We start from the raw sequence: 26,861 nt of genomic DNA on the forward strand, positions 1-26,861 counted from the left end.
CCTACTTCCCGCGGAACGCCGGTCGCGACAGGCAGCGGTCGAGCCAGTTGGCGACGTCGCTGTTGCCGGTCATGTCGAGCTTGACCAGCTTTGCCCAAGCCATGATGGCAGCCAGATTGAGGTCGGCAATCGTGAAGGTGTCGCCCAGCAAGTAGGACTTGCCCTTCAGCGCCTGATTGAGAACGCTCAGGGGCGACTGCAGCGCCGTCTTGGCGTCCTCGACGGCCTTCGGGTTCTTCTTGTCAGCGGGCGTCATGAACGTGTCGATGACGATGGTCAGGAGCGGCTTCTCGACCTCGGTCATGCCCCAGAAGCTCCACTGATAGGTGCGGGCTTCATCACCGATCGTCGTCGGCCACAGGGACTTGCCGTACTTGTGCGCCAGATAGAGATTGATCGCCATCGACTCGAACAGCGTGACGTCGCCGTCCACCATCGCCGGCACTTTGCCGTTCGGGTTGATCCTCGCGAACTCGGGATCGGCCTTCAGCGCTTTGGAGTCCGTGCCCAGATGCTCGAACTCGATGCCGCATTCGCGCGCGCACCACAACGCGCGCGCGGCGCGCGACTGCACGGATCCGTAGATCTTCACCTGGGCCATCGTTTCCTCGGTTGTTCGCTGCCGTGCCGGCGCGCCGGCAGATCTCCATTCAAGAGCGTGAGGCGCCGGCAGTGCAAACAAAAAAGCCCGCCGATGATGGCGGGCTTTCGCACGGCGAGGGGACCGCGGCGCAATGGCTATTGCGCCGCTTTGGCGACGCCTGAAGTGGCCTTCGCCAATCCCTGTTCGAGGTCGGCGATGATGTCGGCGACACTCTCGATGCCGATCGACAGACGCACGACATCGGGGCCGGCGCCGGCGGCCACGCGCTGCTCTTCGGTGAGCTGGCGATGCGTCGTGGAGGCGGGGTGGATGATCAGGCTCTTGGCATCACCGATATTGGCCAGGTGCGAGAACAGCTCGACCGAGTCGACCAGCCGCACGCCTGCCTCGTAGCCGCTCTTCAGCCCGAACGTGAACACCGACCCGGCGCCCTTGGGCAGGTATTTCCGGGCCAGCGCGTGATACTTGTTGGACTTCAGGCCGGCATAGTTGACCCACGCCACCGCCGGGTGGGCTTCGAGATACTCGGCGACCGTCTGCGCATTGGCCGAGTGTCGTTCCATGCGCAGCGCCAGGGTCTCGATGCCGAGCATGGTGATCCAGGCATTGATGGGCGCCTGCGAGGGGCCGAGATCGCGCAAGCCCACGGCATGGCTGTGGAACGTGTAGGCCATGTCGCCGAAGGTCTCGTAGAAGTTCAGCCCATGGTATGCCGGCTCCGGGCCGGCCAGCGATGGAAACTTGCCGCCGCGCGACCAGTCGAACTTGCCCGAGTCGACGATGGCGCCGCCCATGGTCGTGCCGGTGCCGCACAGGAACTTGGTGGTGGAGTGCACCACCAAGGTGGCGCCCCACTCGATGGGACGGCAGAGGTAGGGCGAGGCCAGCGTGTTGTCGACCAGGAGCGGCACGCCGACCTGGTCGGCAATCTTCGCGATCGCCTCGATGTCGCAGACGACCCCGCCGGGATTGGCCAGGCTCTCGATAAAGAATGCCTTGGTCTTTGCCGTCACGGCCTTGCGGAAGTTCTCCGGGTCATCCGGATCGACGAACACCGCCTTCCAGCCGAACTTGGGATAGGTGTTCTTCATCTGCTGGATCGAGCCGCCGTAGAGCTTGGTGCTGGCGACGATCTCGTCCCCGGGCGCCATCAACGGAAAGAGCCCGAGGACCTGGGCGGCGTGGCCCGACGACGCGACAACGGCGCCACGGCCGCCCTCGAGTGCTGCAAGCCGTGCCTCCAGCGCCGCCGTGGTGGGGTTGGTCAGGCGCGAATAGATGAAGCCGACGGTCTGAAGGTTGAACAGCGCGGCGGCATGGTCGGCGTCTTCGAAAACGTAGGCCGTCGTCTGATGGATCGGCAACGCACGCGAGCCGGTCGTGGGGTCCGGCGCCGCGCCGGCGTGGATCGATAGCGTTTCGAAACCGTAATTCGATGGGCCGGTCATGTGTGTTTACCTCCGCTGTTCCTGGCGCTGTATAGCCGCTTTGAGTGTCTTGTGTGAACATCCGGACGCGGCATCCTCATGTCCGGTATGCCGCGGCCAGACGTGACAGGCATTCGACTGGCGGAATAAGGTGCAGGACGACAAGAACGCGCAGGGAGTCTTTCGCGTGAACGCCAAGCCGAGAGGTCGTCAGTTCTTCCAGAATCCGGGGCCGACGAATATTCCCGACCGCGTGTTGCGCGCGATGGACCGCGCGGTGCTCGATTTCCTCAGCGAGGAGTTCCTGGCCATTCACCGCGCCTGTCACGCCGGCGTGAAGCGGGTGCTGAAGACACAGCAACAGCTGTTCATGTATGCCGCCAGCGGCCATGGCGCCTGGGAAGCCGCGCTCAGCAACGTGCTGTCGCCCGGCGATCGTGTCCTGATGCTGGAGTCCGGTTACTTTTCCGACAGCTGGACCCAGATGGCGAACCATCTCGGACTGCAGGTCGAGACCGTGCCGGCCGAATGGCGTCATGGCGTGGGCCTGGATGCCGTTATCGAGAAGCTGACGGCTGATGCAGCGCACGCGATCAAGGCCGTGCTGGTGGTGCACAACGAGACGGCGACGGGCCTGACGCTGTCGGTGCCGGAGGTGCGTCGCGCGATCGATGAAGCGAGGCACCCGGCCTTGCTCTTCGTTGACACGATCTCCTCGCTCGGCTGCATGGACTTCCGCATGGATGCGTGGGGCGTCGACATTGCCGTGGGCGGCAGCCAGAAGGGGCTGATGCTGCCCACCGGGATGTCGTTCACCGGCGTCAGCGCGAAAGCCGTGGCCGCCTCGGCGGAGGGCAAGACACGCCGCCACTACTGGGACTGGCGTGAGATGGGCGGGCGCGATCCGCAGCGCTTCCTGGGAACGACGCCTGTACACCTGTTCTTCGGGCTCGAAGAGGCGCTGAAACTTCTGGATGAAGAAGGGCTCGATGCGGTGTTTGCGCGTCATCACCGCTTGGCCGCCGCAACGCGGGCCGCGGTGGTGCACTGGGGCGGCAACGCCAGAAGCAATGTCAAGGCGGACGCCAAAGGCATCTCGAAGGGCGTGAAGGCGATCGAGCTGTTCTGCGCCGACGACGCACGCCTATCGAATTCGGTGACAGCGGTGATGCTGCCGGAAGGTCACGATGCCGATGCGGTTCGCCGCACCGCGCTCAACCGGTTCAACCTGTCGCTCGGCGGTGGTTTGGGTACGCTCGGTGGCCGTGTGTTCCGGATCGGGCATATGGGTGATCTGAACGAACCGATGCTCCTGGGCGCGCTGGCGACGGTGGAGTTGACGTTCAAGACCTGCGGCGTGCCGCACCAAGCGGGTGGAGTCGAAGCGGCGATCCAGGCTCTGGCCGCGAACTGAGAGGTTCGAGGCCGGACATGACACGGCGACAGATCGGAGGAGGGTACCATGGCAGTCACGGCACTCAGGAATGCGCGGTCGGTGCGCGACCAGGTCAGCCCGGAGGAGTGGCAGAAGCGTGTCGACCTCGCGGCCTGCTATCGCCTGGTGCATCTCTACGGCATGGACGAGATGATCGCCAACCACATCTCGACGCGTGTGCCGGGTGAGGACAACGCCTTCCTGCTCAACCCCTATGGTCTGCTCTATGAGCAGATGCATGCCTCGTGTTTCATCAAGGTCGATCTCGAGGGCAACACCCTGTTCAATCCGACCGACATGGAGATCAACCATGCCGGTTTCGTGATCCACAGTGCCGTTCACAAGGCACGTCATGACATCGACTGCGTGATCCACACGCACACGCTGGCCGGCATGGCGGTGTCGGCCATGAAGGCGGGCCTGCTGCCGCTGGCGCAGACCGCGATGCGCTTCATCGATGTCGCCTACCACGACTATGAAGGGCCGGCGATCCGCATGGATGAGCAGGAGCGGCTGGTGAACAACCTCGGCAACCGCGAGGTCATGATCCTGCGCAACCACGGTCTGCTGGCGACCGGTGCCAGCATTCCCGAGGCGTTCAACAACATCTTCCGGCTTGAACGCGCCTGCCAGCTCCAGGTCATGACGCTGTCGTGCAACACGGAACTCTCAATGCCGCAGCGGGAGATCGTCGAAGAGACGAATCACCTGTTCAAGCCGGGTGTGCGCCGGCGCCTGGGCCTGCTGGAATGGCCGGCCTTGCTGTGCAAGCTCGATGCCACCGATCCGTCCTTCCGGGACTGAACAGTCCGTTCGCTATTCTTGAACAGGCCGCGGCCGCGGCAGGATGATCGCCGCGGCCAGCAGCTCGGTGGCAATGCAGACATAGAGCGGCACGGTGTAGCCGCCGGTGGTATCGCGCAGGATGCCCAGCAGGCCGGGCGCGAAAGCATAGGTGAAGCCGCCTACAGCCGTGGACAGGTTGGCGATCGTGGCAAAGGACGCTGCCGGGAATTCGCGCTGGATGATCAGGGCCGGCAGGGTGATGAGATTGCCCACCGTGATGCCGAAGGCGGCGCAGGCGCCGTAGAGTATCAGCGGATCGCTGGTTCGCGTGATGGCGAACACGGCGACGGCTTGGTTGAGCAGCAGCAGCGCCGTCACTTTCCGTTGGTCGAGCCGGTCGATGAACAGGCTCAGGAGAAGGCGCGCGCCAATGGCGAACGCGCCCGTGATGGCCACGGCAACGCTTGCCTCCACCGTGCCGATCAATGGCTCCAGAAGCGCAAGCTGGTGAACGATGAAGCCCACTTGAGCGGAGATGCCCAGCGCGAAGGGAAGGGAAACACTCCAGAAGGCCAGGCTGCGGATGGCGCGCGCCCGGGTCCAGGTGGTTGCCGACGAAACGGCGGAACCGGTTGATGCATTCGCGGGTGGTGTCGGCAGTGTACTGCGCGGCGGCCAGTCGACCCACATCAGGACCATCGGTATCAGAATGACTGCCATGCCGAGGACGGTCAGCGGCACCGCCCAGGTGAAGCCGAGGACCGCCGTCAGCGCGACCATGGCGGGGGTCACGACGATACTGCCGGCGCTGGCACCGTTCAGAGCCAGGCTGATCGCCATGCCGCGTCGCGTCTGGAACCACAGGCCCAGGATGGTGACGATGGCAGCCACGCTGGTCGCGGCCCATCCGAACGCCATGACCAGGTAAGCAGCGTAAAGCTGCCAGGGGGCGACAATGAAAGGGATGACCGCGGATGACGCACCCAGCAATACCAGGCCGAGCAGCATGAAGCGCTTGGGACCCAGGCGGGCCACGGCGTCGCCGACGAAGGCAACCAGCACGGCGCTGACCAGGTAGTAGACGGTCGTCGCCGAGGAGATCAGCCCGGACGACCAGCCGTGCTGTTTCTTGAGTTCAGCCAGGAAAACGCCATGACCGTAAAAGCCGAAACCCCAGGCACATATGGCCGCGAAAAAGCAAGCCACCACCACACGCCAGCCGGCGTAACGCCACGACAACTCGTTCATGTCCGGATCATACGAAGGCACCAGGGACGGTTACTTCGGCCATGGCCGTAGTAAGGATATGACGATAGGCAGTGCGGAACGCGTCGTCCGCCAAGCGTGACCACGTCATCCGGCGAATACCATGGCAGTGCGGCGGCCGACACGCCATCCGTTCCGCGTGGTGCCGCGCAGCTGTCATCGGTTGTGGGCAGTATTGCCTTGCTGACCAAGGTCCTGTCCTGGCAGCGTCCGTCGCACAGACGCAAGACTTGGCGGTCAAGCCCGCCTGACATGATGGAGAGGGGAATGCCTTGCTCCTACACGCGACGCCGCGCGGCACAAGCAATCACGGCATCCCTGTTGTTATGGCCCGCTGTGGCGTCGAGCCAGGACGCCGCCGGATATCCGGATCGTCCCGTGCGCCTGGTTGTAGGCTATCCGCCGGGCGGACCCAACGACCTGCTGGCGCGCATCGTTGCACCCAAACTCGCGGCGTTGTTGAAGCAGGCCGTGATCGTGGAGAACAGACCCGGCTCCAACAGCGAGATCGCCGCCGGCCTGGTCGCCAAGGCAAACCCCGACGGCTACACGCTGCTCTTCGCGTCGAGCGGGGCGATTTCGATCAGTCCGGGGCTGGGCCGCCAGCTTCCCTACGACGCGCGTACCGATTTCGCGCCGGTGTCGATCGTCGGCAGTGGCCCGATGCTGCTGGTCGTGAAACCCGATCTGCCGGCGTCGTCGCCGGCGGAACTGATTGCGTTGGCGAAGGCACGCCCCGGCAAGCTCAACGGCGCGTCGGCCGGCTCGGGCAGTTCACCGCATCTGGCGTTGGAGTTGTTCCGTGCCATGGCGAAGCTGGATTTCGTGCACGTGCCGTACCGCGGGGCAGGGCCGGCGTTCGCCGACCTCGTTGCCGGGCAGGTCGATTTCTACTTCGGCGGCCTGCCGACGGCGCTGCCGCAGGTCCGCGCCGGGAAGTTGCGGGCCCTGGCGGTCACCAGCACGACCCGCTCGGGCATCGCGCCCGAAATCCCGACCCTCAACGAGGTGGCCCTGCCTGGCTACGATGCCAGCATCTGGTACGGCATCTTCGCACCGGTCGGCACGCCGCCGGGCGTCGTTGCGAGACTGCACGCCGCCGTCACCGAAGCGACCCGTGATCCTGACGTGCGCCGCCACTTCGCAACACATGGAGCTGATCCCCTGGAGAGTCCGCGCGACGATTTCGTGCGCTTCATTGCTCAGGACATCGACAAGTGGACGCGCGTCGTGCGCGACGCCGGGATCAAGGTGGAATAGGGTGGCTATGCAAGGCTTTCGATCTGGAGGAGCGTGACGTGCTCGATCTTGGCAGCTGGCTTCTGTTCCTGGGCGCGGCGCTCATCATCGCCATCACGCCGGGACCGGCGATTTTCTACGTTGCAGCACGCACATTGGCCGGCGGACGCGATGAAGGCCTGGCGTCCAGCCTCGGCACCGGCCTTGGCGGGCTGGTACACGTCGCTGCCGGTGCCGCCGGTGTATCAGCGCTGATCATGGCCAGCGCCGAGGCCTTCACGGCCCTGAAGATCGCCGGCGCTGTTTATCTGGTCTGGCTCGGATTCAAGACCATCCGCGAGGCGCGCGTGGCGTTGCCACTGGCGGCGACCGTCACCGGCGCGCGGCGGGCCCTGCGCGAAGGTGTCGTGGTCGAGGCGCTCAATCCGAAGACCGCTGCATTCTTTCTCGCCTTCATCCCGCAGTTCGTGGATCCGGCGGGTGCCGTCGCGCTGCAGTTCGTCGTGCTGGGCCTGATTTCGGTCTGCCTGAACACGGCTGCCGATGTCGTGGTGACGTTGATGGCGACGTCGGCGCGCACGGCATTGATGGAGCGGCCGAGCCTGATCCGACGCATCCGTAAAGGTTCAGGGCTGGTGATTTGCGGCTTGGGCCTTTCGCTCGCCTTCGCGCGGCGGCCGACCTGAACCCGCGCTACCGCAATGCCGGCATCACCTCGCGCGCGAACAGCTCGATGGAGCGCCGGGACTCGTCGTAGGATAAATCCCCGAACGCCATGCGACACAGGCAGTAGTTGATGCCGGCCATGTCGTTGTCCCGGCGCATGCGATCGCGGACGGTGCCTGGCGCGCCGGCGACGATGTAGCCGCCCGCCACGGCGTCATCGAAGGCGGCTGGAATGAGCTGGCGTGGCAGGCCGACGCCGTTCTTGCGCCACAGATGTTCCAGGGCGGCGTACCACAGCTTGAAGGCGCGCTGCGCCGCGGCGACGGCCTCCGCGTCGGTATCACCCACGACGACGTGGCGGCTGAGGCCCAGCAGCGGTAACTCCTCGGCGCGTTTGCCCTGGGCCAGCCACTCGGCACGATAGCGATCGACGAAGGCCCGCACCCCGGATGCCGGCAGACCGACCACGACGTTGTAGCCCTGCCGCGCCAATCGCTCGGCACTGTCGGGTGTGTTGGCGCCATACCACAGCGGCGGGTGCGGTCGTTGCACAGGTTCCAACTCCATCGGCACGTCGCGAAACGTGAAGTAGGTGCCGTCATGGGTCAGCGTGCGTGTCGTCAGGCCCTTGAGAAGGACAGCCAGCGTCTCGGCAAAGCGCTCGGGGCCGGTTGCCGGATCGACGCCGTAGTAGCCAACCTCGAAGGGTGAGATGCCGCGGCCGACGCCCAGCTCAAGCCGCCCGCCGCTCATCTGGTCGAGCATGCAGATTTCGTCGATCAGGCGCAGGGGATGGTAGAGGTTCAGCGTATAGACCAGCGGGCCGAACCGCAGCCGCTTCGTGCGTTGCGCTACGGCGGCGAGAAACACGCTGGGGGAAGGCGCCATGCCCAGCGGCGTCGCATGGTGCTCGGCGACATGATAGGCGTGGAAGCCGAGGTGGTCGTAAGCCTCGATCAGCTTCAGCCGGGCTTCGAACTGTGCCCCCAAGGGCGCGGCGGCACGATCCATGTGGTCGAAGACGCCAAACTTCATCGCTTATCCCCCCAATCAGAGGGGCGAAGCTTGCGCGCGCGGCAAAGCGGCGATCAAGTCCTCTGGCGCACAGGGCACTCTTGCATGCCGCCGGGGGCTTCAGCGCCGCCCGGCCTCGATCGTCTTGACGGCAGTGGCGATGGTGCGCTGTACGTCCTCCGGCTGTTGCATGATCGCCTGGGCCAGCGTGCCGAGCTGGTGCCGAAGGCCATGCACCTGGTCGATCAGGTCGACCACCGTCTCCAGCGAGTTGTCGTCGAACCGCAGTTCCTCGCTCAACTCGTAGAGCAGGGACACCCGGGCGGCGTCGATGGTGGTGAAACCGCAGCAGAAATCGCAGCCGCTGGCCGCGCCCTGCACATCGACCGGCCGAAGCAGCCCGCGTTCGATCCAGGCTTCGACACGGCGAACGGTCAGCCGCTGATGCCGGCGCACGAGGTCATCGAACGTGATCATGTGAAGCGCTCCATCTCACGGCGCGGATCATAGGTCTTGCCGGCTTCCCAGCCCTGCAGGAACTCCTTCAGCTTGTCGTCCGGGAGGTCGGGCAGCACAACGCGCAGCTTGACGTACTGGTCGCCGTGCATGCCGGCCTTGCGGTCGAGTACACCGCGCCCCTTGAGGCGCAGGGTCGTGCCGGTGTTGGAGCCTGCCGGCACGTTCAGCATCACCGGTCCGCCGATGGTCGGCACGCGCACCTTGCCGCCGAGCACGGCCTCGTTGAGTGTCACGGGCAATTCCATATGGATGTTGCTGTCGCGGCGCTCGAAGAAGGCATGCGGCTCGATATGAAGTTCGACGAAGGCGTCGCCAGCCGGTCCACCGTTGGGATCGGGCAGGCCCTGGCCTTTCAGGCGCAGCATCTGGCGGTCGGTGGCACCTTCGGGGATATCGATCTCCAGGGACCGGCCGTCGGGCAGGCCCACCCGCTGGCGCCCGCCGCGTGCGGCGATCAGGAACGGCACGGCCAGGGTGAAGGAGAGCGAGCCGCCGGTACCGCTGAAGCCGCGCGCGAAACCACCCTGACGGCCGAACATGTCGGAAAAGACACCGCCTAGATCGGCAAAGTCCTCCGAAGTACCGGCTCGATAGTAACGCTCGGCGCCTGGGCTTGTCGCATGCTCACGCCAGAAGCCGCGTGGCGGTACCTCCTGGCCCGACGCGTCGATCTCGCCGGCGTCGAAGCGGCGGCGTTTGTCGGCATCGGACAACAGCTCATAGGCTGCCGAGACTTCCTTGAACGTCGCTTCGGCAGCCTTGTCACCCGGGTTGAGGTCGGGGTGGTGCTTCTTCGCGAGCTGCCGGTAGGCGGCGCGGAGGTCGTCCGCCGAGACGGTTTTCGATACGCCCAAGACTGAATAAGGGTCCTGCATCCTGGTTTCCTGCGAGGCACATGACAACCCGCCGCCGCACCGTTCGGCCGTCGGTCGCTATGCACTCAATACCAAGGTAGTGCGCATGCCAACCGCAACAAGCCCTTGCGACAGGTTGCAGGTGGCGCGGGATGACCCGGTCCGTACCCGCAAAGAGAGATGGCGCGGATTGAAATTCTACTTGTAATGACAGAACCAAGTGATGCGATTTCTGACGATTTCCTGACGTGATCATACGATATCAAATTATTTAGTTGCACTTAGAGGAGAAAATCGAATCAGGTTTGCCGCCGGTCTCTGTCCATGATGTCATGACGTCGTCATCAGCGTCGATTGGGGAGGTAAGCCGATGCGTTCTAAACTTACCCTGATAATCCTGATTGGGATGGTGCTGGGTATCCTGGTCGGGTGGGGGTGCAATAGCCTTTGGCCCGACCCCAAGATCGCGGGCGCGATCGCCGGCTACATATCGCTGCTGACGGATATCTTCCTGCGGTTGATCAAGATGATCATCGCGCCCCTGGTGTTCACGACATTGGTGGTGGGTGTCGCCCATATGGGCGATACGAAGACCATCGGCCGCATCGGCATGAAGGCCATGGCGTGGTTCGTGTCGGCGTCGCTCGTATCGCTGCTGCTGGGCATGGTCATGGTCAACCTGCTGCGGCCCGGCGATAACCTGAACATGCCGTTACCCGACTCGACGGCGACGACGAACCTCAAGGTCGCGTCGCTCTCGTTGAAGGAATTCATCACGCACCTGGTGCCCAAGAGCGCCGTTGAAGCAATGGCGACCAACGAGATCCTGCAGATCGTGGTGTTCTCGTTGTTCTTCGGCGTCGCCGCCGCGGCGCTGGGCGAGCGGGCCCGTCCGCTTGTGGAGATCATCGACCAGACCTCGCATGTGATCCTGAAGATCACCGGCTACATCATGGGGCTGGCCCCGATCGCCGTCTTCGCGGCCATGGCGGCGACGATCACGACTCAGGGGATCGGTATATTGGTCACCTACCTGAAATTCATGGCCTCGTTCTATTTCAGTCTTGCCGTTCTGTGGGCCGTGTTGATCGTAGTCGGGTTCCTGTTCCTGCAAGGTGCGGTCTTCAGGCTGGTAAAGCTGATCCGGGAACCCTTCCTGCTGGCGTTCAGCACGGCCAGCAGCGAGGCGGCCTACCCGGTAACCATGGCGCAACTGGAGAAGCTGCCGGTCAGCAAACGGATCATCAGCTTCGTGCTGCCCATGGGCTATTCGTTCAACCTTGACGGCTCGATGATGTACTGCACGTTCGCAGTCATCTTCATCGCACAGGCCTACGGCATCGAACTGACCCTGGCGCAGCAGATCACCATGCTGCTGGTGTTGATGCTGACCAGCAAAGGCATGGCCGGCGTGCCGCGCGCATCGCTGGTGGTGATCGCCGCGACCCTGGCCAGCTTCAACCTGCCGGAGGCTGGCTTGCTGTTGCTGCTGGGCATCGACCAGTTCCTCGACATGGGCCGCTCAGCGACCAACGTGGTGGGCAACAGCCTGGCCACCGCCGTCGTCGCCAAGTGGGAGGGCGAGGACGTTGCCTCCGATGAGCCGGCACCGTCGGGCGCTGCTCCGGCGGCCATGCCGGCACAGTAGAGGTGCACCATGGGTGACCGTGGACTTCGGCACCTGACACAGGCTGTGATGATGGTGGCAGCCATGGCTGCTGCCGCCATCGGCCCGGCCGCTGCCGACGAACTGAAAGGCACGCTCAAGAAGGTGAAGGAAAGCCGGACGATCGTGATCGGCTACCGCGAGAGTTCGCTGCCTTTCTCCTATCTCAACAAGGCGGGTCAGCCGACGGGCTACTCGATCGACCTGTGCGGCGAGATCGTGAACGATGTCGCCGACGCGCTCGGCATACCGGTGACCACCAAGTACAAGCCGGTCACCTCGGCGACCCGCATCCAGGCGCTGCTCGACAACGAGATCGACCTGGAGTGCGGATCGACCACGGGCAACACGGAGCGGCGCAAGCAGGTGGCCTTTTCGCCTGTCTTCTTCGTCTCCGGCACCAAGCTGCTGGTCAAGCGCGACTCGCCGATCGCCTCGTATCGAGACCTGCGCGACAAGACGGTCGTGGTCACGGCGGGCACGACCAATGAAGCGGCGCTGCGCGCGATCGCTGACAAGCAGAAGATCCCGATCAAGATCGTGACGGGCAAGGACCACAGCGACTCGTTTGCCATGGTGGGGAGCGGCAGCGCCGATGCGTTCGCCACCGACGATGTCCTTCTCTACGGCCTTATCGCGACATCGAAGACGGAACGCGACTACAAGGTGGTCGGCGAGTATCTGTCCTACGATCCTTACGGACTGATGTTCCGCAAGGACGATCCGGACTTTGCCGCGCTCGTTCAGCGCACGTTCGCGCGTCTGGCCGAGAGCCGGGACCTGGTGATGATCTACACGCGTTGGTTCGAAATGAAACTGCCGACCGGCGAGCGACTGAACCTGCCCATGAGTCCACAGCTCGTCGAATTCTTCGGCGCGTTGGGCGTACCCGATTGATCACCCTACAAAGAAAGAGCCGCAGCCTGCGAAGGCTGCGGCTCCACGATACGGCGCCAGTCAGGCCTGATTAACGCGGCTGGCCAGCCGGCGGAGGCGGCGGGCTGACGTTACCGCCTGGGCCTGGACCATGGCCGGGGCGATGCATGTGCTGCGCATGCATGCGATGGCCCCAGCGCGGGCCGTGCCCGATGCGGGCAACGATCTCGCCCAACTGCTTCTTCTGCTCATCGTTCAGCGACGGCGTCAGCTTCTCGACGGCGAGCCGGATGCCCTTGGTGGTCTCCAGCGTCGCGGTCAGACCTTTTTCCCGCTCGGCCAGTTGCGCCGCGGCATCCGGTGGCGTGGCCGGCCGTGTCGCGGCGGCACGCTCGGTGCAGAGCTTCTGCACCGGTTGCATCGCGGCCTTGGTTTCCTGCGCGAAGGTCTGCCAGGCGCTCTTCTGCTGCTCGGTGATGCCGAGCTTGACCTCGGCATAGCCCAGGCGTCCAGCGACTCGCGCCGGCATTTCACTGCAGGCTCGCTGCATCATCACCTGTCGACGATCGGACTGCGGCGGGCCCTGCTCGGGTTTGGGCGCCGGCTGGGCCAGGGCAACCGCACCACCCGCAAGCGCCGATCCGGCGATCAGGCCGGCCAAGAGGTACTTTCTGCCAGACATGTATGCTCCTTCGGGACGGAGGGAGTTGTCCCGACCATGCATACGTGACGGCTCACAAAGATATCCCCGCGCGAGGATCGCCCGCTGTGATCACACGGCCTTGATCAGGACGTGGCGCTTGCGGCCGGCCGATAGCTTTACCCGTCCGTCGGCGCCAGCGTCGGCCAGCGATACGACCTGGACGTCCGTCTTCACCGCGACATCATTGACGCGGGCGCCGCCGCCCTTGATCAGCCGGCGGGCTTCACCCTTGCTGTCGGCGAGGCCCGCTTCGGCGAACAGCTCGAAGGCAGGCACACCGTCCTGCAGGCGCGCCCGGGGGATTTCGACGGTCGGCAGGTCCGCCGCCAGCGCGCCCTGTTCGAAGGTCTGGCGCGCCGTCTCGGCGGCCTGCTGGGCGGCTGCTGTGCCGTGGCACAGGCTGGTCACTGCGGTCGCCAGGATCTTCTTGGCATCGTTGATTTCGGCGCCGCCAAGTGTCTCCAGCCGGGCCACCTCATCGAGCGGCAGTTCGGTGAACAACCGCAGGAAGCGCCCGACATCGGCATCCTCGGTGTTGCGCCAGTACTGCCAGAAGTCATACGGCGACAGGCGATTGCCATTGAGCCAAACGGCGCCGGCTGCGGTTTTGCCCATCTTGGCGCCGGAACTGGTGGCCAGCAGCGGCGAGGTGAGCGCGAACAGATCAGCGCTGTGCATCCGGCGCCCCAGGTCGGCGCCCATCACGATGTTGCCCCACTGATCGGAACCGCCCATCTGCACGATGCAGCGATGGCGTTTCCAGAGCTCTACGAAATCGTAGGACTGCAGGATCATGTAATTGAACTCGAGGAATGTCAGCGGCTGGTCGCGCTCCAGCCGCAGCTTCACCGAGTCCATGGTCAGCATGCGGTTGACCGAGAAGTGGCGGCCGACATCGCGCAGCAGTGGGATGTAGAGCAGCGTGTCGAGCCAGTCGGCGTTGTTGGCCATGACCGCATCGGTCGGACCATCGCCGAAGGTCAGGTAGTTGGTGAACGTGCCCTTGATGCTCGCCATGTTGGCGGCGATCTGCTCGGTGGTCAGCAGTTGGCGCGTCTCGTCGCGGCCCGACGGATCGCCGACCTTGGTCGTACCGCCACCCATCAGTGCGATCGGCTTGTGTCCGGTCTTCTGCCACCAGCGCAGCAGCATGATCTGCAGCAGGTGGCCGACATGCAGCGAGTCGGCGGTACAGTCGAAGCCGATATAGGCCACGCGCGTTCCCGATGCGAGCTCGGCGTCCAGGCGTTCGGCGTCGCTGCATTGATGCACCATGCCGCGCTCGTGCACGATGCGCATGAAATCGGACTTGAACGTCGACATCTCGTGGCCGTCTTATGTGTGCAATCCGCCGGTACCGGCGGGGCGGGTCGTGTAGCACGGGGCAGGGGATGCGAACAACGCAGCGTTCCCGACGGAAGATGATGGGGCTCGATCATGGATGATCTGCTGGCGCGCGCCCGCCGCGGCGAGATGCTGCGGGTCATGGGCCTGATGAGCGGCACGTCGCTGGACGGCGTCGACGTGGCGGTGATCGAGACCGATGGCGAACGGGTGGGCACCTTCGGGCCGTCGCTCACGGTGCCCTATGACGCGGCTGTGCGTGATGCCGTGCGGGCCGTTCTGGGGGCGGAAGCGCCGTCGCCCGACACGCAGCGGGCCGAGCTGTTGCTGACACAGGCGCACCGCGACGCGATCACCGCTTTCGCCGCCGGGAGCTCGCAGGGGATCCTCGACGGGATCGACGTGATCGGATTTCACGGCCAGACGATTACCCATCGGCCCGAGAAGCGTTTCACCTGGCAGATCGGTGATGGCGCCTGGCTCGCCCGGGAAACCGGTGTGCCGGTTGTGGCCGATTTCCGATCGGCCGATGTCGCCGCCGGCGGCCAAGGTGCCCCGCTGGTCCCGGTCTATCACCAAGCGCTGGTGCGCGAGGCCCTGCGCAGCGGCCGGCTGCAACTGCCGCTCGCCGTGGTCAATATCGGCGGTGTCGCCAACGTCACCTGGATCGGCGCCGACGGGACACTGCTGGCATTCGATACGGGACCCGGCAATGCGCCGTTGGACGACTGGATCAAACGGCAGGGCGTCGGGACGTGCGATCTCGACGGGCAGATCTCCAGTGGCGGTACGGTCGATAGTGCACGGATCGAGCGTTTCTTATTTTCATCTTATTTTTTAGAAAAACCACCTAAATCACTAGATAGAAATGATTTTACTGCAGATTTCGTTCACGGACTTTCGCTGGCAGACGGAGCGGCGACCCTGGCTTGGGCGTGTGCGGCCGGCGTTGCGGCGGCTGTCAAACATATGCCAGCGCCACCCAGCGTCTGGTTAATATGTGGTGGCGGTGCAAAAAATCCGTTTATTATTAATTCATTAGAAAAGATATCTAATATTTCAGTTGAGAATTGTCCGGCAGATTGGTCGATCGACGCGATGGAGGCGCAGGCGTTCGGTTTTCTTGCCGCTCGCAGCCTGCGCGGCCTCCCTTTGAGCTTTCCGGCGACGACCGGAGTGCCGTCACCGTTAAACGGTGGTCGTATGTTTTTGCCTTAGATTATTGTTTTTCTTCTGTTTTCGGCTCCTGTTCCTTCATGGAGCCGGTAACATAGCGGTCGACTTCGACGGCCAGCTTGTCCAGGCAATCGTGGAAGAAGTGGTTGGCGCCCTTGACGGTGCGGGACTCGACCGTGATGCCCCTCTGCTGTGACAGGCGGCCGACCAGCTTGGCAATGTCGGCGGCGGGGACGACCTCGTCGCGGTCGCCGTGCACAATCAGCCCCGACGAGGGGCAGGGTGCCAGGAAGGCGAAGTCATAGCTGTTGGCAGGCGGCGCCACGGAAATGAAGCCGTCGATCTCGGGTCTGCGCATCAGGAGCTGCATGCCGATCCAGGCGCCGAAGGAAAAGCCCGCCACCCAGCAGGCCTTGGCGTCCGGATTCATGCTTTGCAGCCAATCCAGCGATGCCGCCGCGTCACTGAGCTCGCCCAGGCCGTTGTCGAACGTGCCCTGCGAGCGGCCAACGCCGCGGAAATTGAAACGCAAAACGGAAAATCCACGTGTCGCAAAGACATGGAACAGCGTGAACACCACCTTGTTGTTCATGTTGCCGCCCGCCTGTGGGTGCGGGTGCAGCATGAGCGCGATGGGCGCGTTCTTTTCCTTGCTCTGGTGGTAGCGGCCCTCGAGACGTCCGTCGGGGCCTGTATAGATCACATCAGGCATTCGCCTTCCTGCTACGCTGGCGCATCGGCGCCTTTCGCTCAGTATCCGATTTGGATGCTCGGATACTAGGTCGTTGATATGCTGCAACCCGGCCTAAAAACTTGACCAACGCACTTGGGCTTTCTATATGCAGTGGCGACAGCCGGGTTTTGACGCCGAGAATTCGTGTCCACCGGCACTATGCGGGGTCGGGTCGCGCGATTTCAAGAGCGATTTCAAGATGATCGCGGGAAAGGGCGGTTCTGCCGCGGGTTGCACCGCAGAGCGGAGCCAGGTTGGAGGAGAATGATCATGAAGCTGAGCACCAAGGGACGCTACGCTGTCATGGCCATGGTCGACCTCGCCCGTCATGGGGCGCAAAGGCCAGTATCCCTGGCGGACATATCGACCCGGCAGGAGATCTCCCTCTCGTACCTCGAACAGCTGTTTGCCCGGCTGCGCCGTGGTGGCCTGGTCAAGAGCGTGCGCGGTCCCGGCGGCGGCTACCGGCTGGCTCGGGGTGCCGAGGAAACACGGATCTCGGACATCATCCTGTCGGTCGACGAGCCGATCAAAGCGACCCGGTGCAAGACCGATTCGCCGTTGGGTTGCCATAGCGACAAGTCGCGATGCCTGACCCACGACCTCTGGGCCGAACTGGGCAACCAGATTCATCTCTACCTCAGCTCCGTGACGTTGCTGGACGTCGTCGAGAAGCGCGTCCTGGGAACCGCACGCCCGTTCGCGGCGCCACAGCCTGACGCCGGTGGACCGCTGCCGACGCTGAACACCGCCGTGCCGGCCAACGCCGTCGCCGCGGAGTGAGTCGACGCACAGCTGCAAGAGGGTAACCCCGCGATCATGATCGACAGCGTTTACCTGGACCACAACGCCACGACGCCGATGCGCCCGCAGGCCATCGCGGCGATGGCCGAGGTCATGCACGCTGTCGGCAATGCCTCTTCGGTACATACGTTCGGGCGCGCCATGCGCGCGCGGGTCGACCGGGCGCGCGCCACGGTCGCAACCCTGGTCGGGGCCAAGGCTGCCGATATCGTCTTCACCGGCGGCGGGACCGAAGCAAACAACACTGTCCTGCAGGGCGCAGGTCGACGGCGCGTGGTTATCTCCGCCATCGAGCACGACAGCGTGCGCCTGGCGACGGACGGCGCTGTCGTGGTGCCCGTGACGGCCGATGGCGTGATCGATCTCGATGCCTTGTCCCATCTGCTGGCGGCGTCGAGCGAACCGGGCCTGGTCAGCGTGATGCTGGCCAACAATGAGACCGGTGTCATCCAGCCGGTGGCCGATGTCGTGCGCATCGCGCGCACGGCGGGGGCGCTGGTGCACTGCGATGCCGTTCAGGCCGCCGGCAAGATCGCGATCGACATGACGGCGCTGGGCGTCGACTACCTCACGCTGTCGGCGCACAAGCTCGGTGGTCCGCAGGGTGTGGGCGCGGTCGTGCTGCGTCCGGGCGTGCCGTTCACGGCTGGGCAGCGGGGCGGTGGCCAGGAACGCGGCCGGCGGGCGGGTACCGAGAATACCGCGGGCATCGCAGGCTTCGGCGCGGCGGCGACGGTTGCGGCAGAGGCATTGTCGTCATCGGCCGCGCTTGCGGTCCTGCGCGACAAGATGGAGCACGATCTGGCGCAGGTCGCGCCGGACGCCCAGATCTTCGGTGGCGGAACATCTCGCCTGCCCAACACGTCGTGTGTGGCGATGCCGGGCGTTGCCGCGACGACGCAGCTCATGGCGCTTGATCTGGCCGGCGTCGCCGTCAGTGCCGGATCGGCCTGTTCGTCAGGCAAGGTGAAACCCTCGCACGTGTTGGCAGCCATGGGAGCGACCGAGAGCGAGGCGGCCTCAGCCCTGCGCATCAGCCTGGGCTGGACAACGACGGCGGACCATGTCGGGCGGTTCGTCGGTGCCTGGAGTGACCTTTATCGCCGGCTCAGCCCGGCATCGCGGCCGGCGACGGCTGCGGCGTGAGTTTGGAGAGTTGGCCATGAACGCGATCAACGGACTGCGGCGCAACGACCAGCCGATCTATCTCGACTACCAGGCCACGACGCCGATGGATCCGCGCGTGCTGGATGCGATGATGCCGTACTTCACCACGAAGTTCGGCAATCCGCATTCGCGCAGCCACAGCTACGGCTGGGAAGCGGAAGAGGCGGTCGAGAAGGCGCGGGCGCAGATCGGCAAACTGATCGGCGCTGACGAGAAGGAAGTGATCTTCACATCCGGCGCTACCGAGTCGAACAACCTGGCGATCAAGGGCGTCGCGCACTTCTACAAGGAGCGCAAGAACCACATCGTGACTCTTGTGACCGAGCATAAGTGCGTGCTCGATACCTGCCGGCATCTCGAGCAGGAGGGGTTCGAGGTGACCTACCTGCCGGTGCAGCAGAACGGCCTGGTCGATCTGGAGCGCCTGCGCGAGGCGATCACCGACAAGACGGTGGTGGTCTCGATCATGGCGGTGAACAACGAGATCGGTGTCATCCAGCCGCTCAAGGAGATTGGCGCGCTGTGCCGTGAGAAGAAGACCTTCTTCCACACCGACGCCGCCCAGGCGGTGGGCAAGATCCCGCTCGATGTCGAAGAGATGAACATCGACCTGATGTCGATCTCGGGCCACAAGATCTACGGGCCCAAGGGCATCGGCGCGCTCTACGTGCGGCGCAAGCCCCGGGTGCGGCTGGTGGCGTTGATCGACGGCGGCGGCCAGGAGCGTGGCTTCCGTTCCGGCACCCTGCCCACGCCGCTGTGCGTCGGGCTGGGCGAAGCCTGTGAGATCGCCCTGAAGGAGATGGGCGCCGAGGCGTCGCGCCTGCAGACGCTGCGGGACCGGTTCCTGACCAGCATCCAGGCCAAGCTGCCCGATATCTATGTCAACGGCGACCTGGAGCAGCGCATCCCCGGCAACCTGAACATCAGCTTCGCCTATGTCGAGGGCGAGTCGCTGATGATGGGCATCAAGTCGCTCTCGGTGTCGTCGGGTTCGGCGTGTACATCCGCGTCGCTGGAACCGAGCTACGTGTTGCGGGCGTTGGGTGTCGAGGAAGAGCTGGCGCATACGTCGCTGCGGATCGGCTTTGGCCGTTTCACGACCGAGCAGGAAGTGGATACGGCGGCCGAGGATATCGCACGGCACGTCAGCAGATTGCGGCAGATGAGCCCGCTCTGGGAGATGGTCCAGGAGGGCGTCGATCTGAAATCGATCCAGTGGGCAGCCCACTGAATCGCGGACATCAGCAAGGGAGTAAGTCATGGCCTACAGCGAGAAGCTGATCGACCACTACGAGAATCCGCGCAACATCGGGTCGCTCGATAAGAATGCCGAGGATGTCGGCACCGGTCTGGTCGGTGCGCCGGCCTGTGGCGACGTCATGAAGCTGCAGATCAAGGTCAGTGCCGATGGCCTGATCGAGGATGCCAAGTTCAAGACCTTCGGCTGCGGCTCGGCCATCGCGTCGAGTTCGCTGGTGACCGAGTGGGTCAAGGGCAAGACGCTCGACGAGGCCGGCACGATCAAGAACACCGACATCGCCAAGCACTTGGCGCTGCCGCCGGTGAAGATCCACTGCTCGGTCCTGGCCGAGGACGCGATCAAGGCGGCCATCGCCGACTATCGCGCCAAGACGGAGAAGAAGACCGTCGAGGCCGAAGAGAGCGCCCAGGCAGCGGAGTAGTCGACATGAGCGTGGAAACGGCATCCGCCGAGCGCAAGCCGGCCGCGCCGCGGCCGGCCCGGCCGCGGCCGCAGCTGATGACGATCTCGGAGTCGGCGGCGGCGCGCGTGAAGGAACTGATCGCGCAGCGCGGCAAACCGACGGCCGGCGTGCGCATCGGCGTGCGCACCAAGGGCTGCTCGGGGCTGTCGTACACGCTGGAATATGCCGACGAGAAGGGGCCGAAGGACGAGGTCATCGAAGCCCAGGGCATCACCTTGCTGGTCGATCCGAAGGCAACCCTGTTCCTGATCGGCACCGAGATGGACTACGTCGAGGAGAAGCTGAAGACCGGGTTCGTCTTCAAGAACCCCAACGAGAAAGGCCGCTGCGGCTGCGGCGAATCCTTCCACGTGTGAGACCCCGGCGACAGGGAATCGCCCGGGCGGGATTGGCTCATGACCATGTCAACTGCGGCTACGACGGCCAGCGAGACCGCCGTGTGCTGGTCGTGCGGCACAGCAACTGCCGATACGACGACGTTCTGCGCGGCGTGCGGCCTGGTGCAGCCGCCGGGCCAGAGCGATCACTTCGCGCGACTGGCGCAGCCACGCAGCTTCGATATCGACGCGGCCGGTCTTGACCGGCGCTATTTCGAGCTGCAGCGCCAGCTGCATCCCGACCGCTTCGCGCGCAAGACGGCGCGCGAGAAGGCGATATCGCAGCAGCAGGCGGCGGCGCTGAACGAGGCCTATGAGACGCTCAAGAATCCGCTGCGACGGGCGCGCTATCTGGCGCAGCAACGGGGCGTCGATCTCCCGGGCGAAGGCCGCACGATCGATGATCCAGAGCTGCTGATGGAAGCGATGGAACGACGCGAGGCTTTGGCCGAGTCGACGACGGTATCCGCGGTGCAGGCATTGGAAAGCACCGCCCAGGAGGAGCGCGCCGGGCTGCTGCAGGGCTTGTCGGCGCAGTTTGCCGCCAACGACAAGAGTGGCGTGCGCGCGGCGATATTGCGGCTTGCCTACCTCGACAAATTCACCGAAGAGGCGCGCGCCCGCCGCTTCAACCTGGGTGCTTCAGGCCAATGACGCTGCTTGAGATCCATGAGCCCGGTGAGACGCCGCTGCCGCATGCCGGCGAGGAGGCCCTGGCCATCGGCATCGACCTGGGAACGACGAACTCGGTTGTCGCCGTCGCCCGTGACGGCACGCCCGAGGCGCTGCGTGACGACCATGGCGCCGCGCTGGTGCCCTCGGTTGTCTACTACGGCGCCGACGGCCAGGTTGCCGTCGGCGCGGCGGCGCAGGGGCACCTGGCGGACGCGCCCGACCGTGTCGCCTCCTCGATCAAGCGGCTGATGGGCCGCGGCGCCGGCGATGTCGCCACGCTGGGTGATGTGCGGGCCGCGGTCGTGGAGCCGGGCAGCGGCGAGACCGACATGGTGCGCCTGCGCGTCGGTGATCGCGCCCGCACGCCGGTCGAGATCTCGGCCGATATCCTGCGCGCGTTGCGCATGCGTGCCGAGGTGGCGCTGGGCAAGACGATCGAGCGCGCCGTCGTCACGGTGCCGGCGTATTTCGACGATGCCGCGCGAACGGCCACGCGCGATGCGGCCCGGCTGGCCGGCCTCGAGGTCCTGCGCCTGGTCAACGAGCCCACCGCGGCGGCGCTGGCTTATGGCCTGGATAAGGCCGTGGAAGGCATCTACGCGGTCTACGATCTGGGGGGCGGCACGTTCGACTTCTCGCTGCTGCGGCTGGAGAAGGGCGTCTTCCAGGTTTTGGCGACCGGCGGCGACGCGGCGCTGGGCGGCGATGATCTCGATCATGCCATTGCTGAACGGGCCCTGGCCGAACGGGCTGCGCGGGGGCAGCCCGGCGCCTCAAATGCCGGCGAAGCCAAGATCGCCCTTCTGGCGGCGCGGCGCGCGAAGGAGGCTCTGACCGACACCGCGCAGGCCGAGATCAGCCTGTCGCTGGGCGGGACGGCGTCCACCCATGTCCTCGATCGCGAGGCGTTCGAGAGCCTCGCTGCCGCCCTGGTCGATCGCAGTATCGGCATCTGCGCGCGCGTGCTGGCTGACGCCGTGGTTGATCCTGCTGATGTCAACGGCGTCGTGCTGGTCGGCGGCTCGACCCGCGTGCCGCTGGTCCGCCGTCGCGTGGCCGAACTCTTCGACAAGCCGTCGTTGGACGATATTGATCCCGATGAGGTCGTGGCGCTGGGCGCCGCCCTGCAGGCGGAGGCGCTGACAGTCGGCTCCGATACGCTGCTGCTGGATGTGACGCCGCTGTCGCTGGGCATCGAGACCATGGGCGGCATCGTCGAGAAGGTGATTCCGCGCAATACGCCGACCCCGGTCTCGCTGGCCCAGGAATTCACGACCTACCAGGACGGGCAGGGCGCCATGGCTTTGCACGTGGTGCAGGGCGAGCGCGAACTGGCCGCCGACTGTCGCAGCCTGGCGCGTTTCGAGTTGCAGGGCATCCCGCCGATGGCCGCGGGTGCCGCGCGCATCCGCGTGACGTTCACGGTCGATGCCGACGGGCTGCTGGCGGTCGCGGCCCAGGAGAAGACCACGGGCGTGGTGCAGCGCATCGAGGTGAAGCCGACCTACGGCATCTCCGAAGAAGACATGGCGCGCATGCTCTACGACAGCCTGGAGCACGCACAGGACGACATGGAAGGCCGCCTGCTGGTCGAGGCCCGCGTCGAGGCCGAACAACTGCTGCTGGCGCTGGATGCGGCGCTGGCTGTCGATGCCGATCTGCTGAGCGCATCGGAGCGTGCCGATCTCGACGCCGATGCAACGCGGTTGCGATCGGCGATCGCCGGCACCGACCGCGATGTCATCGGTGCTGCAGCGCAGGCGTTGGAGGAGCGTTCCAAGGCGTTCGCCGAACGACGCATGGACCGCGGCATCCGCTCGGCGTTGTCGGGCCTGTCGCTGGATCAGCTTGAATCGAAGGTCGGCTGACGCGCGGGGCGTCGGCCGTACGGAGTTTGTTATGCCGAAGATGGTATTCATTGAGAAGAACGGGAACCGCAAGGAGGTCGATGCGCCGCTAGGCTTGTCCGTGCTCGAAATCGCGCACCGCAACGGTATCGATCTCGAAGGTGCCTGCGAAGGGTCCCTGGCCTGTTCGACCTGCCATGTGGTCGTGGACAAGGCGTGGTACGACAAGCTCGCGGAGGCGAGCGAGGACGAGGAGGACATGCTCGATCTGGCCTTCGGCCTGACGCACACGTCGCGCCTGGGATGCCAGATCAAGATCACGCCGGAACTGGATGGCCTGACGGTCAGGCTGCCGGCGGCGACCCGCAACATGATGGTCGACAAGTAACAACCAGCCGACGACGAGGATGGGGAATGCCATGCGCAAGCTGAAGTGGGTCGACGTGCGCGACATCGCCATCGAGCTGGAGGAACGCCACCCGGACGCCGACAACGTCAATCTGCGCTTCACCGACCTGCATCGCTGGGTGACGGAACTGCCGATGTTCGAGGACGACCCCAACCGCTCCAACGAGAAGATCCTGGAGGCGATCCAGGCTGCCTGGATCGAGGAGCGGGACTAGCGGTACTGGGTGAGCGCCCGATTTCAGCCGTATTTCTGCAGCAGGATTGATCATTCTCGGGGGTAGAGGTGCTCATGAGCGCGAAGGTGATTGCCCGCATGCCGGCCATCCTGGCGGCAGCGGTGCTGTCGCTGTCCGTGACGGCGTGTGGTCCGTCCTACACGGGCGAGACGTACAGTCGCAGTGAGATGCAACGTGGCGGCGTCGTGCAGTACGGTCGCATCATCTCTGTCGATGATGCACCGATCTCCGGCACCAGTTCGGGCCTCGGCACCCTGGGTGGCGGCGTCGCCGGCGGTACGATCGGTGCAGCACTGGCGCATGGTCGCACGGGCAGCATTCTCGCCGGCGTCGGCGGCGCCATTATCGGTGCAGTCGCCGGCAATGCCATCGAGCGGGGCATCACCGCCGGTCGCGGTACGCGCTTCATCGTGCAGGTCGACAACGGGCCGGTGATCAACGTCGTGCAGACCAACGAGGCCGGCCTGCAGACCGGCGAGCGGGTCATGATCCTGGAAGGCGGTGAAAAGACCCGGCTGGCCCGTGAGGGCAGCCCGCCGCCGCCCGTGCAGTGACAGGCAGCATCGCCTGACGATGGTGCCGAGGCCCTTGATCGGGCTGGTTTCTGGCCTATACCGGCACCATGAACGCCTTGGATATCGACAAGGAGCCGTCTCGCACCCGCGTGGTTGTCGCCATGTCGGGCGGGGTCGATTCGTCGGTCACGGCCGCCCTGCTGAAGGCGCAGGGTTTCGACGTCATCGGCGTGACGCTGCAGCTCTATGACCAGGGCGCCGTCGCGGCGCGCAAGGGCGCCTGCTGTGCTGGCCAGGACATCTACGATGCAGCGCAGGTGGCGGAGCGCATCGGTATCCCGCACTACGTGCTGGACTACGAAAGCCGGTTCAAGGCCGACGTGATCGATGCCTTCGCCGATGCCTATGTCCGCGGCGAGACGCCGATCCCGTGCATCGCCTGCAACCGGACCGTGAAGTTCCGTGACTTGCTGGCTACGGCGCGCGACCTCGATGCCGATGCCTTGGCGACCGGACACTACGTGCGACGGACAATGGGAGCTCATGGCCCCGAGTTGCACCGTGCCGTCGATCCGGCCAAGGACCAGAGCTACTTCCTCTACGGCACGACGCGAACGCAACTGGAGATGCTGCGCTTTCCGCTCGGTGCCATGGGCAAAACTCAGACCCGTGCCTTGGCGGAGCACCACGGCCTGGCGGTGGCCGACAAGCCCGACAGCCAGGATATCTGCTTCGTTCCCGACGGCGACTATGCCGGCGTCGTCGCCCGACTGCGGCCCGAGGCGATCGAATCCGGCGACATCGTCGATCTGCACGGAATGGTTGTAGGTCAGCATCAGGGCATCGTGCATTTCACGGTCGGCCAGCGGCGGGGGCTGCACATCGACGGGCGGTCGGGCACCGACAACGCGCCGCTCTACGTGGTGCGCCTGGACGCCGCGCGCCGGCAGGTGGTCGTGGGGCCGCGCGCGGCGCTTGGCCGGTCGGCGATCCGCATCGGTGCGGTGAATTGGCTGGGCGATGTACCGCTGTCCGGCGAGGGCCTTGCTGTCCAGGTGCGCCTGCGCTCCAGCCAGCCGCTGCGGCCGGCAACGGTCCTGCACGAGGGCGACGCGGTCATGGTCCGCTTCGATGCGCCGGAATTCGGCGTGGCGCCGGGGCAGGCCTGTGTGGTCTACGACCGCGCCACCGGCGAGCGGGTGCTGGGGGGCGGGACGATCCTCGCGTCGATCCCGGTCGCGGGAGAGGCTTGACCTCGCGCCCCGGTATCATTACCAAGCCGGCGCGTAGGGCTGGGTAGCTCAGCTGGTTAGAGCACGGCACTCATAATGCCGGGGTCGGCGGTTCGAGCCCGCCCCCAGCTACCAAAAATCCGGGACCCCCGATTTCTTCCGAATCGGGGGTCTTGTTTTTCCACCGGCACACCAGCAGCCGGTAGCGAGGCGGAGCCTGATGAGCGACAGCCGCCCTGTCACTGAGACGCACGCCACCGATGTGGTGGTGATTGGCGCCGGGCCGGTGGGCCTGTTCGCGGTGTTCGAATGCGGCATGGTCCGCTTGCGCTGCCATGTCGTCGATGCGCTCGACGCCGTCGGCGGGCAGTGCACGGCGCTCTATCCGGAAAAACCAATCTACGACATCCCCGGCTATCCGCGCATCGATGCGGCGGACCTGGTGCGCAATCTCGAAGCACAGGCGGCGCCGTTCCATCCCGTCTACCATCTGGGCCAGCGCGTCGAGCGATTGGAGCGAACGGCTGACGGCTGGCGCGTGACGACGTCGCGCGGCATCGAGATCGTCGCCAAAGCAGTCATCATCGCCGCCGGTGTTGGCGCCTTCGGTCCCAATCGGCCGCCGTTGGCAGGCATCGAGGCCTATGAGGGGCAAAGCGTTTTCTACTACGTCACGCGACGCGAAGACTTTCGCGGTAAGCGCGTGGTGATTGCCGGCGGCGGTGATTCCGCTGTCGACTGGGCGCTGTCGCTGCAGGATGTTGCGGCGCAGGTGATGGTCGTGCACCGGCGCGCGAAGTTCCGTGCCGCGCCTGAAAGCGAAGCACGGCTGAAGACGCTGGCGAAGAGCGGCGCCATCGATCTTGTCGTTCCCTATCAGCTGCATGCGCTGGAGGGACGTGAGGGACGGCTGGAGGCCGTCATCGTCGCGACATTGGACGGCGAGACGCGACGGTTGGATGCCGATGTATTGCTGCCGTTCTTCGGCCTGGCCATGGAATTGGGGCCGATCGCGACGTGGGGACTCAACCTCGAGCGCGATCTGATTGTTGTCGATCCGGCAACCGGCGCAACATCAGCCGACGGCGTCTATGCCATCGGTGACATCGTGACGTATCCCGGCAAGCTGAAGCTGATCCTGTGTGGCTTCAGCGAAGCCGCGATGGCGGCGCGCGCGATTTATCCGCGCGTGCATCCCGAAACGCCGCTGCACTTCGAATACTCGACCACGTCAGGCGTCCCCAGCGTCTGAAAAAGAGATGATGGGGCGCGTCGTCGTGTGTGCATGTGCGACAAGAAAGCCCTGATTTTCCGGGCTTCGCATTGAATCGCACAACAAATCATTTTCCTGTTTGACACCAAGGAGTCACGCTTCTATAAGCCCGCTCCTCGACGGCGGGCGGGACGCGAAAGCGAAACGGGCGCCGACGAAAAAGGACCGAGAGGTCCGACGCTTTATGGACAGGTCTAAGGAAGGGAAACGCTGGCGGCGGTGTAAGAGCCGGGGCTGGGGCAGAGATGTTCTGGTCTTGGTGTTGGACACTGTCGCGAGCGAGGACGCAGGT

Annotated in this window: 28 protein-coding genes and 1 tRNA gene; 20 read left to right on the forward strand and 9 right to left on the reverse strand. The window is 65.0% G+C overall.

The genetic code is table 11. The annotated features are described in order from the left end of the window. Position 1 precedes the first annotated feature (1 nt). Positions 2-601 carry a glutathione S-transferase family protein gene (locus FQU96_RS21390; RefSeq protein ID WP_146543345.1) on the reverse strand — a complete coding sequence of 200 codons (600 nt, stop codon included), beginning with the start codon at positions 599-601 and terminating at the stop codon, positions 2-4. 137 nt (positions 602-738) lie between these two features. Then, positions 739-2,052: an O-acetylhomoserine aminocarboxypropyltransferase gene (locus FQU96_RS21395; protein WP_146543346.1), complete on the reverse strand. Its 1,314-nt coding sequence runs from the start codon at positions 2,050-2,052 to the stop codon at positions 739-741. 130 nt (positions 2,053-2,182) lie between these two features. Here FQU96_RS21395 and FQU96_RS21400 point away from each other — a divergent pair, with 130 nt between their 5' ends. Together FQU96_RS21400 and FQU96_RS21405 are read left to right on the forward strand one after the other, a co-directional pair. Then, complete coding sequence (locus tag FQU96_RS21400; RefSeq protein ID WP_178130623.1) at positions 2,183-3,445, forward strand: alanine--glyoxylate aminotransferase family protein; 1,263 nt, start codon at positions 2,183-2,185, stop codon at positions 3,443-3,445. 48 nt (positions 3,446-3,493) lie between these two features. Further along, positions 3,494-4,270, forward strand: coding sequence for a class II aldolase/adducin family protein (locus FQU96_RS21405; protein WP_146543347.1), 777 nt, complete (start codon positions 3,494-3,496; stop codon positions 4,268-4,270). 12 nt (positions 4,271-4,282) lie between these two features. Here the strand turns inward: FQU96_RS21405 and FQU96_RS21410 are convergent, their stop codons facing one another. Further along, the gene (locus FQU96_RS21410; RefSeq protein ID WP_146543348.1) at positions 4,283-5,500 is read right to left on the reverse strand and encodes an MFS transporter; all 1,218 of its coding nucleotides are present in this window, start codon (positions 5,498-5,500) and stop codon (positions 4,283-4,285) included. Between the two features lie 396 nt (positions 5,501-5,896). Here FQU96_RS21410 and FQU96_RS21415 point away from each other — a divergent pair, with 396 nt between their 5' ends. Both FQU96_RS21415 and FQU96_RS21420 read left to right on the forward strand, forming a co-directional pair. Then, positions 5,897-6,778 (forward strand): tripartite tricarboxylate transporter substrate binding protein, encoded by an 882-nt coding sequence (locus tag FQU96_RS21415; protein ID WP_178130624.1) that lies wholly within the window; start codon positions 5,897-5,899, stop codon positions 6,776-6,778. A 38-nt stretch (positions 6,779-6,816) separates the two neighbouring features. Next, entirely contained in the window at positions 6,817-7,443 is a 627-nt protein-coding gene (locus FQU96_RS21420) for a LysE family translocator (RefSeq protein ID WP_146543350.1), read from the forward strand. Between the two features lie 7 nt (positions 7,444-7,450). Here the strand turns inward: FQU96_RS21420 and FQU96_RS21425 are convergent, their stop codons facing one another. The 3 genes from FQU96_RS21425 to FQU96_RS21435 all read right to left on the reverse strand — a co-directional run bounded on the left by FQU96_RS21425 (position 7,451) and on the right by FQU96_RS21435 (position 9,831). Further along, positions 7,451-8,458 carry an LLM class flavin-dependent oxidoreductase gene (locus FQU96_RS21425; RefSeq protein ID WP_146543351.1) on the reverse strand — a complete coding sequence of 336 codons (1,008 nt, stop codon included), beginning with the start codon at positions 8,456-8,458 and terminating at the stop codon, positions 7,451-7,453. 99 nt (positions 8,459-8,557) lie between these two features. After that, positions 8,558-8,914, reverse strand: coding sequence for a hypothetical protein (locus FQU96_RS21430; protein ID WP_146543352.1), 357 nt, complete (start codon positions 8,912-8,914; stop codon positions 8,558-8,560). Continuing rightward, entirely contained in the window at positions 8,911-9,831 is a 921-nt protein-coding gene (locus FQU96_RS21435) for a DnaJ C-terminal domain-containing protein (protein WP_146543353.1), read from the reverse strand. Before FQU96_RS21435 ends, FQU96_RS21430 begins: the two co-directional genes overlap by 4 nt. Before the next feature lie 349 nt (positions 9,832-10,180). Here FQU96_RS21435 and FQU96_RS21440 point away from each other — a divergent pair, with 349 nt between their 5' ends. After that, positions 10,181-11,458 (forward strand): dicarboxylate/amino acid:cation symporter, encoded by a 1,278-nt coding sequence (locus tag FQU96_RS21440; RefSeq protein WP_146543354.1) that lies wholly within the window; start codon positions 10,181-10,183, stop codon positions 11,456-11,458. A gap of 9 nt (positions 11,459-11,467) precedes the next feature. Beyond that, positions 11,468-12,373 (forward strand): amino acid ABC transporter substrate-binding protein, encoded by a 906-nt coding sequence (locus tag FQU96_RS21445; RefSeq protein ID WP_178130625.1) that lies wholly within the window; start codon positions 11,468-11,470, stop codon positions 12,371-12,373. Between the two features lie 70 nt (positions 12,374-12,443). On the opposite strand, the gene FQU96_RS21450 is transcribed toward FQU96_RS21445, so the two are convergent. Next, positions 12,444-13,034 carry a Spy/CpxP family protein refolding chaperone gene (locus tag FQU96_RS21450; protein ID WP_178130626.1) on the reverse strand — a complete coding sequence of 197 codons (591 nt, stop codon included), beginning with the start codon at positions 13,032-13,034 and terminating at the stop codon, positions 12,444-12,446. Positions 13,035-13,124: 90 nt separating this feature from the next. Then, positions 13,125-14,378 (reverse strand): tyrosine--tRNA ligase, encoded by a 1,254-nt coding sequence (gene tyrS / locus FQU96_RS21455; protein ID WP_146543356.1) that lies wholly within the window; start codon positions 14,376-14,378, stop codon positions 13,125-13,127. Between the two features lie 114 nt (positions 14,379-14,492). Here tyrS and FQU96_RS21460 point away from each other — a divergent pair, with 114 nt between their 5' ends. Continuing rightward, on the forward strand, positions 14,493-15,617 hold the full coding sequence (locus FQU96_RS21460) for an anhydro-N-acetylmuramic acid kinase (protein ID WP_255468430.1): 1,125 nt from the start codon (positions 14,493-14,495) through the stop codon (positions 15,615-15,617). A gap of 1 nt (position 15,618) precedes the next feature. Here FQU96_RS21460 and FQU96_RS21465 read toward each other — a convergent pair whose 3' ends face one another. Next, on the reverse strand, positions 15,619-16,287 hold the full coding sequence (locus FQU96_RS21465; protein ID WP_146543357.1) for an alpha/beta hydrolase: 669 nt from the start codon (positions 16,285-16,287) through the stop codon (positions 15,619-15,621). Between the two features lie 291 nt (positions 16,288-16,578). Between FQU96_RS21465 and FQU96_RS21470 the strand changes: the two genes are divergently transcribed. The 13 genes from FQU96_RS21470 (at position 16,579) to FQU96_RS21530 (ending at position 26,548) form a co-directional block, all read left to right on the forward strand. Next, complete coding sequence (locus tag FQU96_RS21470; RefSeq protein ID WP_146543358.1) at positions 16,579-17,091, forward strand: Rrf2 family transcriptional regulator; 513 nt, start codon at positions 16,579-16,581, stop codon at positions 17,089-17,091. Between the two features lie 36 nt (positions 17,092-17,127). Further along, entirely contained in the window at positions 17,128-18,258 is a 1,131-nt protein-coding gene (locus FQU96_RS21475) for a cysteine desulfurase family protein (protein ID WP_146543359.1), read from the forward strand. Positions 18,259-18,274: 16 nt separating this feature from the next. Then, positions 18,275-19,513, forward strand: coding sequence for an IscS subfamily cysteine desulfurase (locus FQU96_RS21480; RefSeq protein ID WP_146543360.1), 1,239 nt, complete (start codon positions 18,275-18,277; stop codon positions 19,511-19,513). A gap of 28 nt (positions 19,514-19,541) precedes the next feature. Next, positions 19,542-19,964, forward strand: a complete 423-nt coding sequence (gene iscU / locus FQU96_RS21485) for a Fe-S cluster assembly scaffold IscU (protein WP_146543361.1) — start codon at positions 19,542-19,544, stop codon at positions 19,962-19,964. A 5-nt stretch (positions 19,965-19,969) separates the two neighbouring features. Continuing rightward, positions 19,970-20,362 carry an iron-sulfur cluster assembly accessory protein gene (locus FQU96_RS21490; protein WP_218574790.1) on the forward strand — a complete coding sequence of 131 codons (393 nt, stop codon included), beginning with the start codon at positions 19,970-19,972 and terminating at the stop codon, positions 20,360-20,362. Positions 20,363-20,401: 39 nt separating this feature from the next. Beyond that, positions 20,402-21,037 carry a Fe-S protein assembly co-chaperone HscB gene (hscB, locus tag FQU96_RS21495; protein WP_146543362.1) on the forward strand — a complete coding sequence of 212 codons (636 nt, stop codon included), beginning with the start codon at positions 20,402-20,404 and terminating at the stop codon, positions 21,035-21,037. After that, entirely contained in the window at positions 21,034-22,926 is a 1,893-nt protein-coding gene (hscA, locus tag FQU96_RS21500) for a Fe-S protein assembly chaperone HscA (protein ID WP_146543363.1), read from the forward strand. Before hscB ends, hscA begins: the two co-directional genes overlap by 4 nt. A 31-nt stretch (positions 22,927-22,957) precedes the next feature. Continuing rightward, positions 22,958-23,293 (forward strand): ferredoxin family 2Fe-2S iron-sulfur cluster binding protein, encoded by a 336-nt coding sequence (locus FQU96_RS21505; RefSeq protein ID WP_146543364.1) that lies wholly within the window; start codon positions 22,958-22,960, stop codon positions 23,291-23,293. 31 nt (positions 23,294-23,324) lie between these two features. Then, positions 23,325-23,528: a Fe-S cluster assembly protein IscX gene (gene iscX / locus FQU96_RS21510; RefSeq protein ID WP_218574791.1), complete on the forward strand. Its 204-nt coding sequence runs from the start codon at positions 23,325-23,327 to the stop codon at positions 23,526-23,528. Positions 23,529-23,602: 74 nt separating this feature from the next. After that, the gene (locus FQU96_RS21515) at positions 23,603-24,103 is read left to right on the forward strand and encodes a glycine zipper 2TM domain-containing protein (RefSeq protein WP_146543365.1); all 501 of its coding nucleotides are present in this window, start codon (positions 23,603-23,605) and stop codon (positions 24,101-24,103) included. Positions 24,104-24,171: 68 nt separating this feature from the next. Further along, positions 24,172-25,317, forward strand: coding sequence for a tRNA 2-thiouridine(34) synthase MnmA (gene mnmA, locus FQU96_RS21520; RefSeq protein ID WP_146543366.1), 1,146 nt, complete (start codon positions 24,172-24,174; stop codon positions 25,315-25,317). A gap of 37 nt (positions 25,318-25,354) precedes the next feature. Then, a tRNA-Met gene (locus tag FQU96_RS21525) sits at positions 25,355-25,431 on the forward strand. Positions 25,432-25,516: 85 nt separating this feature from the next. After that, positions 25,517-26,548 (forward strand): NAD(P)/FAD-dependent oxidoreductase, encoded by a 1,032-nt coding sequence (locus tag FQU96_RS21530; protein ID WP_146543367.1) that lies wholly within the window; start codon positions 25,517-25,519, stop codon positions 26,546-26,548. The last annotated feature ends 313 nt before the right edge of the window (positions 26,549-26,861 follow it).

Origin of the sequence: Reyranella sp. CPCC 100927 (assembly GCF_007859315.1) — a bacterium.
Taxonomy (GTDB): domain Bacteria; phylum Pseudomonadota; class Alphaproteobacteria; order Reyranellales; family Reyranellaceae; genus Vineibacter.

Excerpts from the sequence above, each read along its gene's own strand:
- FQU96_RS21390 (WP_146543345.1), bottom strand. The coding sequence starts at position 601 with ATGGCCCAGGTGAAGATCTACGGATCCGTGCAGTCGCGCGCCGCGCGC.
- iscX (WP_218574791.1), top strand. The coding sequence starts at position 23,325 with ATGCGCAAGCTGAAGTGGGTCGACGTGCGCGACATCGCCATCGAGCTG.
- FQU96_RS21530 (WP_146543367.1), top strand. The coding sequence starts at position 25,517 with ATGAGCGACAGCCGCCCTGTCACTGAGACGCACGCCACCGATGTGGTG.
- FQU96_RS21470 (WP_146543358.1), top strand. The coding sequence starts at position 16,579 with ATGAAGCTGAGCACCAAGGGACGCTACGCTGTCATGGCCATGGTCGAC.
- FQU96_RS21445 (WP_178130625.1), top strand. The coding sequence starts at position 11,468 with ATGGGTGACCGTGGACTTCGGCACCTGACACAGGCTGTGATGATGGTG.
- FQU96_RS21490 (WP_218574790.1), top strand. The coding sequence starts at position 19,970 with ATGAGCGTGGAAACGGCATCCGCCGAGCGCAAGCCGGCCGCGCCGCGG.
- iscU (WP_146543361.1), top strand. The coding sequence starts at position 19,542 with ATGGCCTACAGCGAGAAGCTGATCGACCACTACGAGAATCCGCGCAAC.
- hscA (WP_146543363.1), top strand. The coding sequence starts at position 21,034 with ATGACGCTGCTTGAGATCCATGAGCCCGGTGAGACGCCGCTGCCGCAT.
- FQU96_RS21395 (WP_146543346.1), bottom strand. The coding sequence starts at position 2,052 with ATGACCGGCCCATCGAATTACGGTTTCGAAACGCTATCGATCCACGCC.
- hscB (WP_146543362.1), top strand. The coding sequence starts at position 20,402 with ATGACCATGTCAACTGCGGCTACGACGGCCAGCGAGACCGCCGTGTGC.
- FQU96_RS21460 (WP_255468430.1), top strand. The coding sequence starts at position 14,493 with ATGGATGATCTGCTGGCGCGCGCCCGCCGCGGCGAGATGCTGCGGGTC.
- FQU96_RS21430 (WP_146543352.1), bottom strand. The coding sequence starts at position 8,914 with ATGATCACGTTCGATGACCTCGTGCGCCGGCATCAGCGGCTGACCGTT.
- FQU96_RS21475 (WP_146543359.1), top strand. The coding sequence starts at position 17,128 with ATGATCGACAGCGTTTACCTGGACCACAACGCCACGACGCCGATGCGC.
- FQU96_RS21410 (WP_146543348.1), bottom strand. The coding sequence starts at position 5,500 with ATGAACGAGTTGTCGTGGCGTTACGCCGGCTGGCGTGTGGTGGTGGCT.
- FQU96_RS21435 (WP_146543353.1), bottom strand. The coding sequence starts at position 9,831 with ATGCAGGACCCTTATTCAGTCTTGGGCGTATCGAAAACCGTCTCGGCG.
- FQU96_RS21450 (WP_178130626.1), bottom strand. The coding sequence starts at position 13,034 with ATGTCTGGCAGAAAGTACCTCTTGGCCGGCCTGATCGCCGGATCGGCG.
- FQU96_RS21465 (WP_146543357.1), bottom strand. The coding sequence starts at position 16,287 with ATGCCTGATGTGATCTATACAGGCCCCGACGGACGTCTCGAGGGCCGC.
- FQU96_RS21480 (WP_146543360.1), top strand. The coding sequence starts at position 18,275 with ATGAACGCGATCAACGGACTGCGGCGCAACGACCAGCCGATCTATCTC.
- FQU96_RS21505 (WP_146543364.1), top strand. The coding sequence starts at position 22,958 with ATGCCGAAGATGGTATTCATTGAGAAGAACGGGAACCGCAAGGAGGTC.
- FQU96_RS21405 (WP_146543347.1), top strand. The coding sequence starts at position 3,494 with ATGGCAGTCACGGCACTCAGGAATGCGCGGTCGGTGCGCGACCAGGTC.
- mnmA (WP_146543366.1), top strand. The coding sequence starts at position 24,172 with ATGAACGCCTTGGATATCGACAAGGAGCCGTCTCGCACCCGCGTGGTT.
- FQU96_RS21440 (WP_146543354.1), top strand. The coding sequence starts at position 10,181 with ATGCGTTCTAAACTTACCCTGATAATCCTGATTGGGATGGTGCTGGGT.
- tyrS (WP_146543356.1), bottom strand. The coding sequence starts at position 14,378 with ATGTCGACGTTCAAGTCCGATTTCATGCGCATCGTGCACGAGCGCGGC.
- FQU96_RS21515 (WP_146543365.1), top strand. The coding sequence starts at position 23,603 with ATGAGCGCGAAGGTGATTGCCCGCATGCCGGCCATCCTGGCGGCAGCG.
- FQU96_RS21425 (WP_146543351.1), bottom strand. The coding sequence starts at position 8,458 with ATGAAGTTTGGCGTCTTCGACCACATGGATCGTGCCGCCGCGCCCTTG.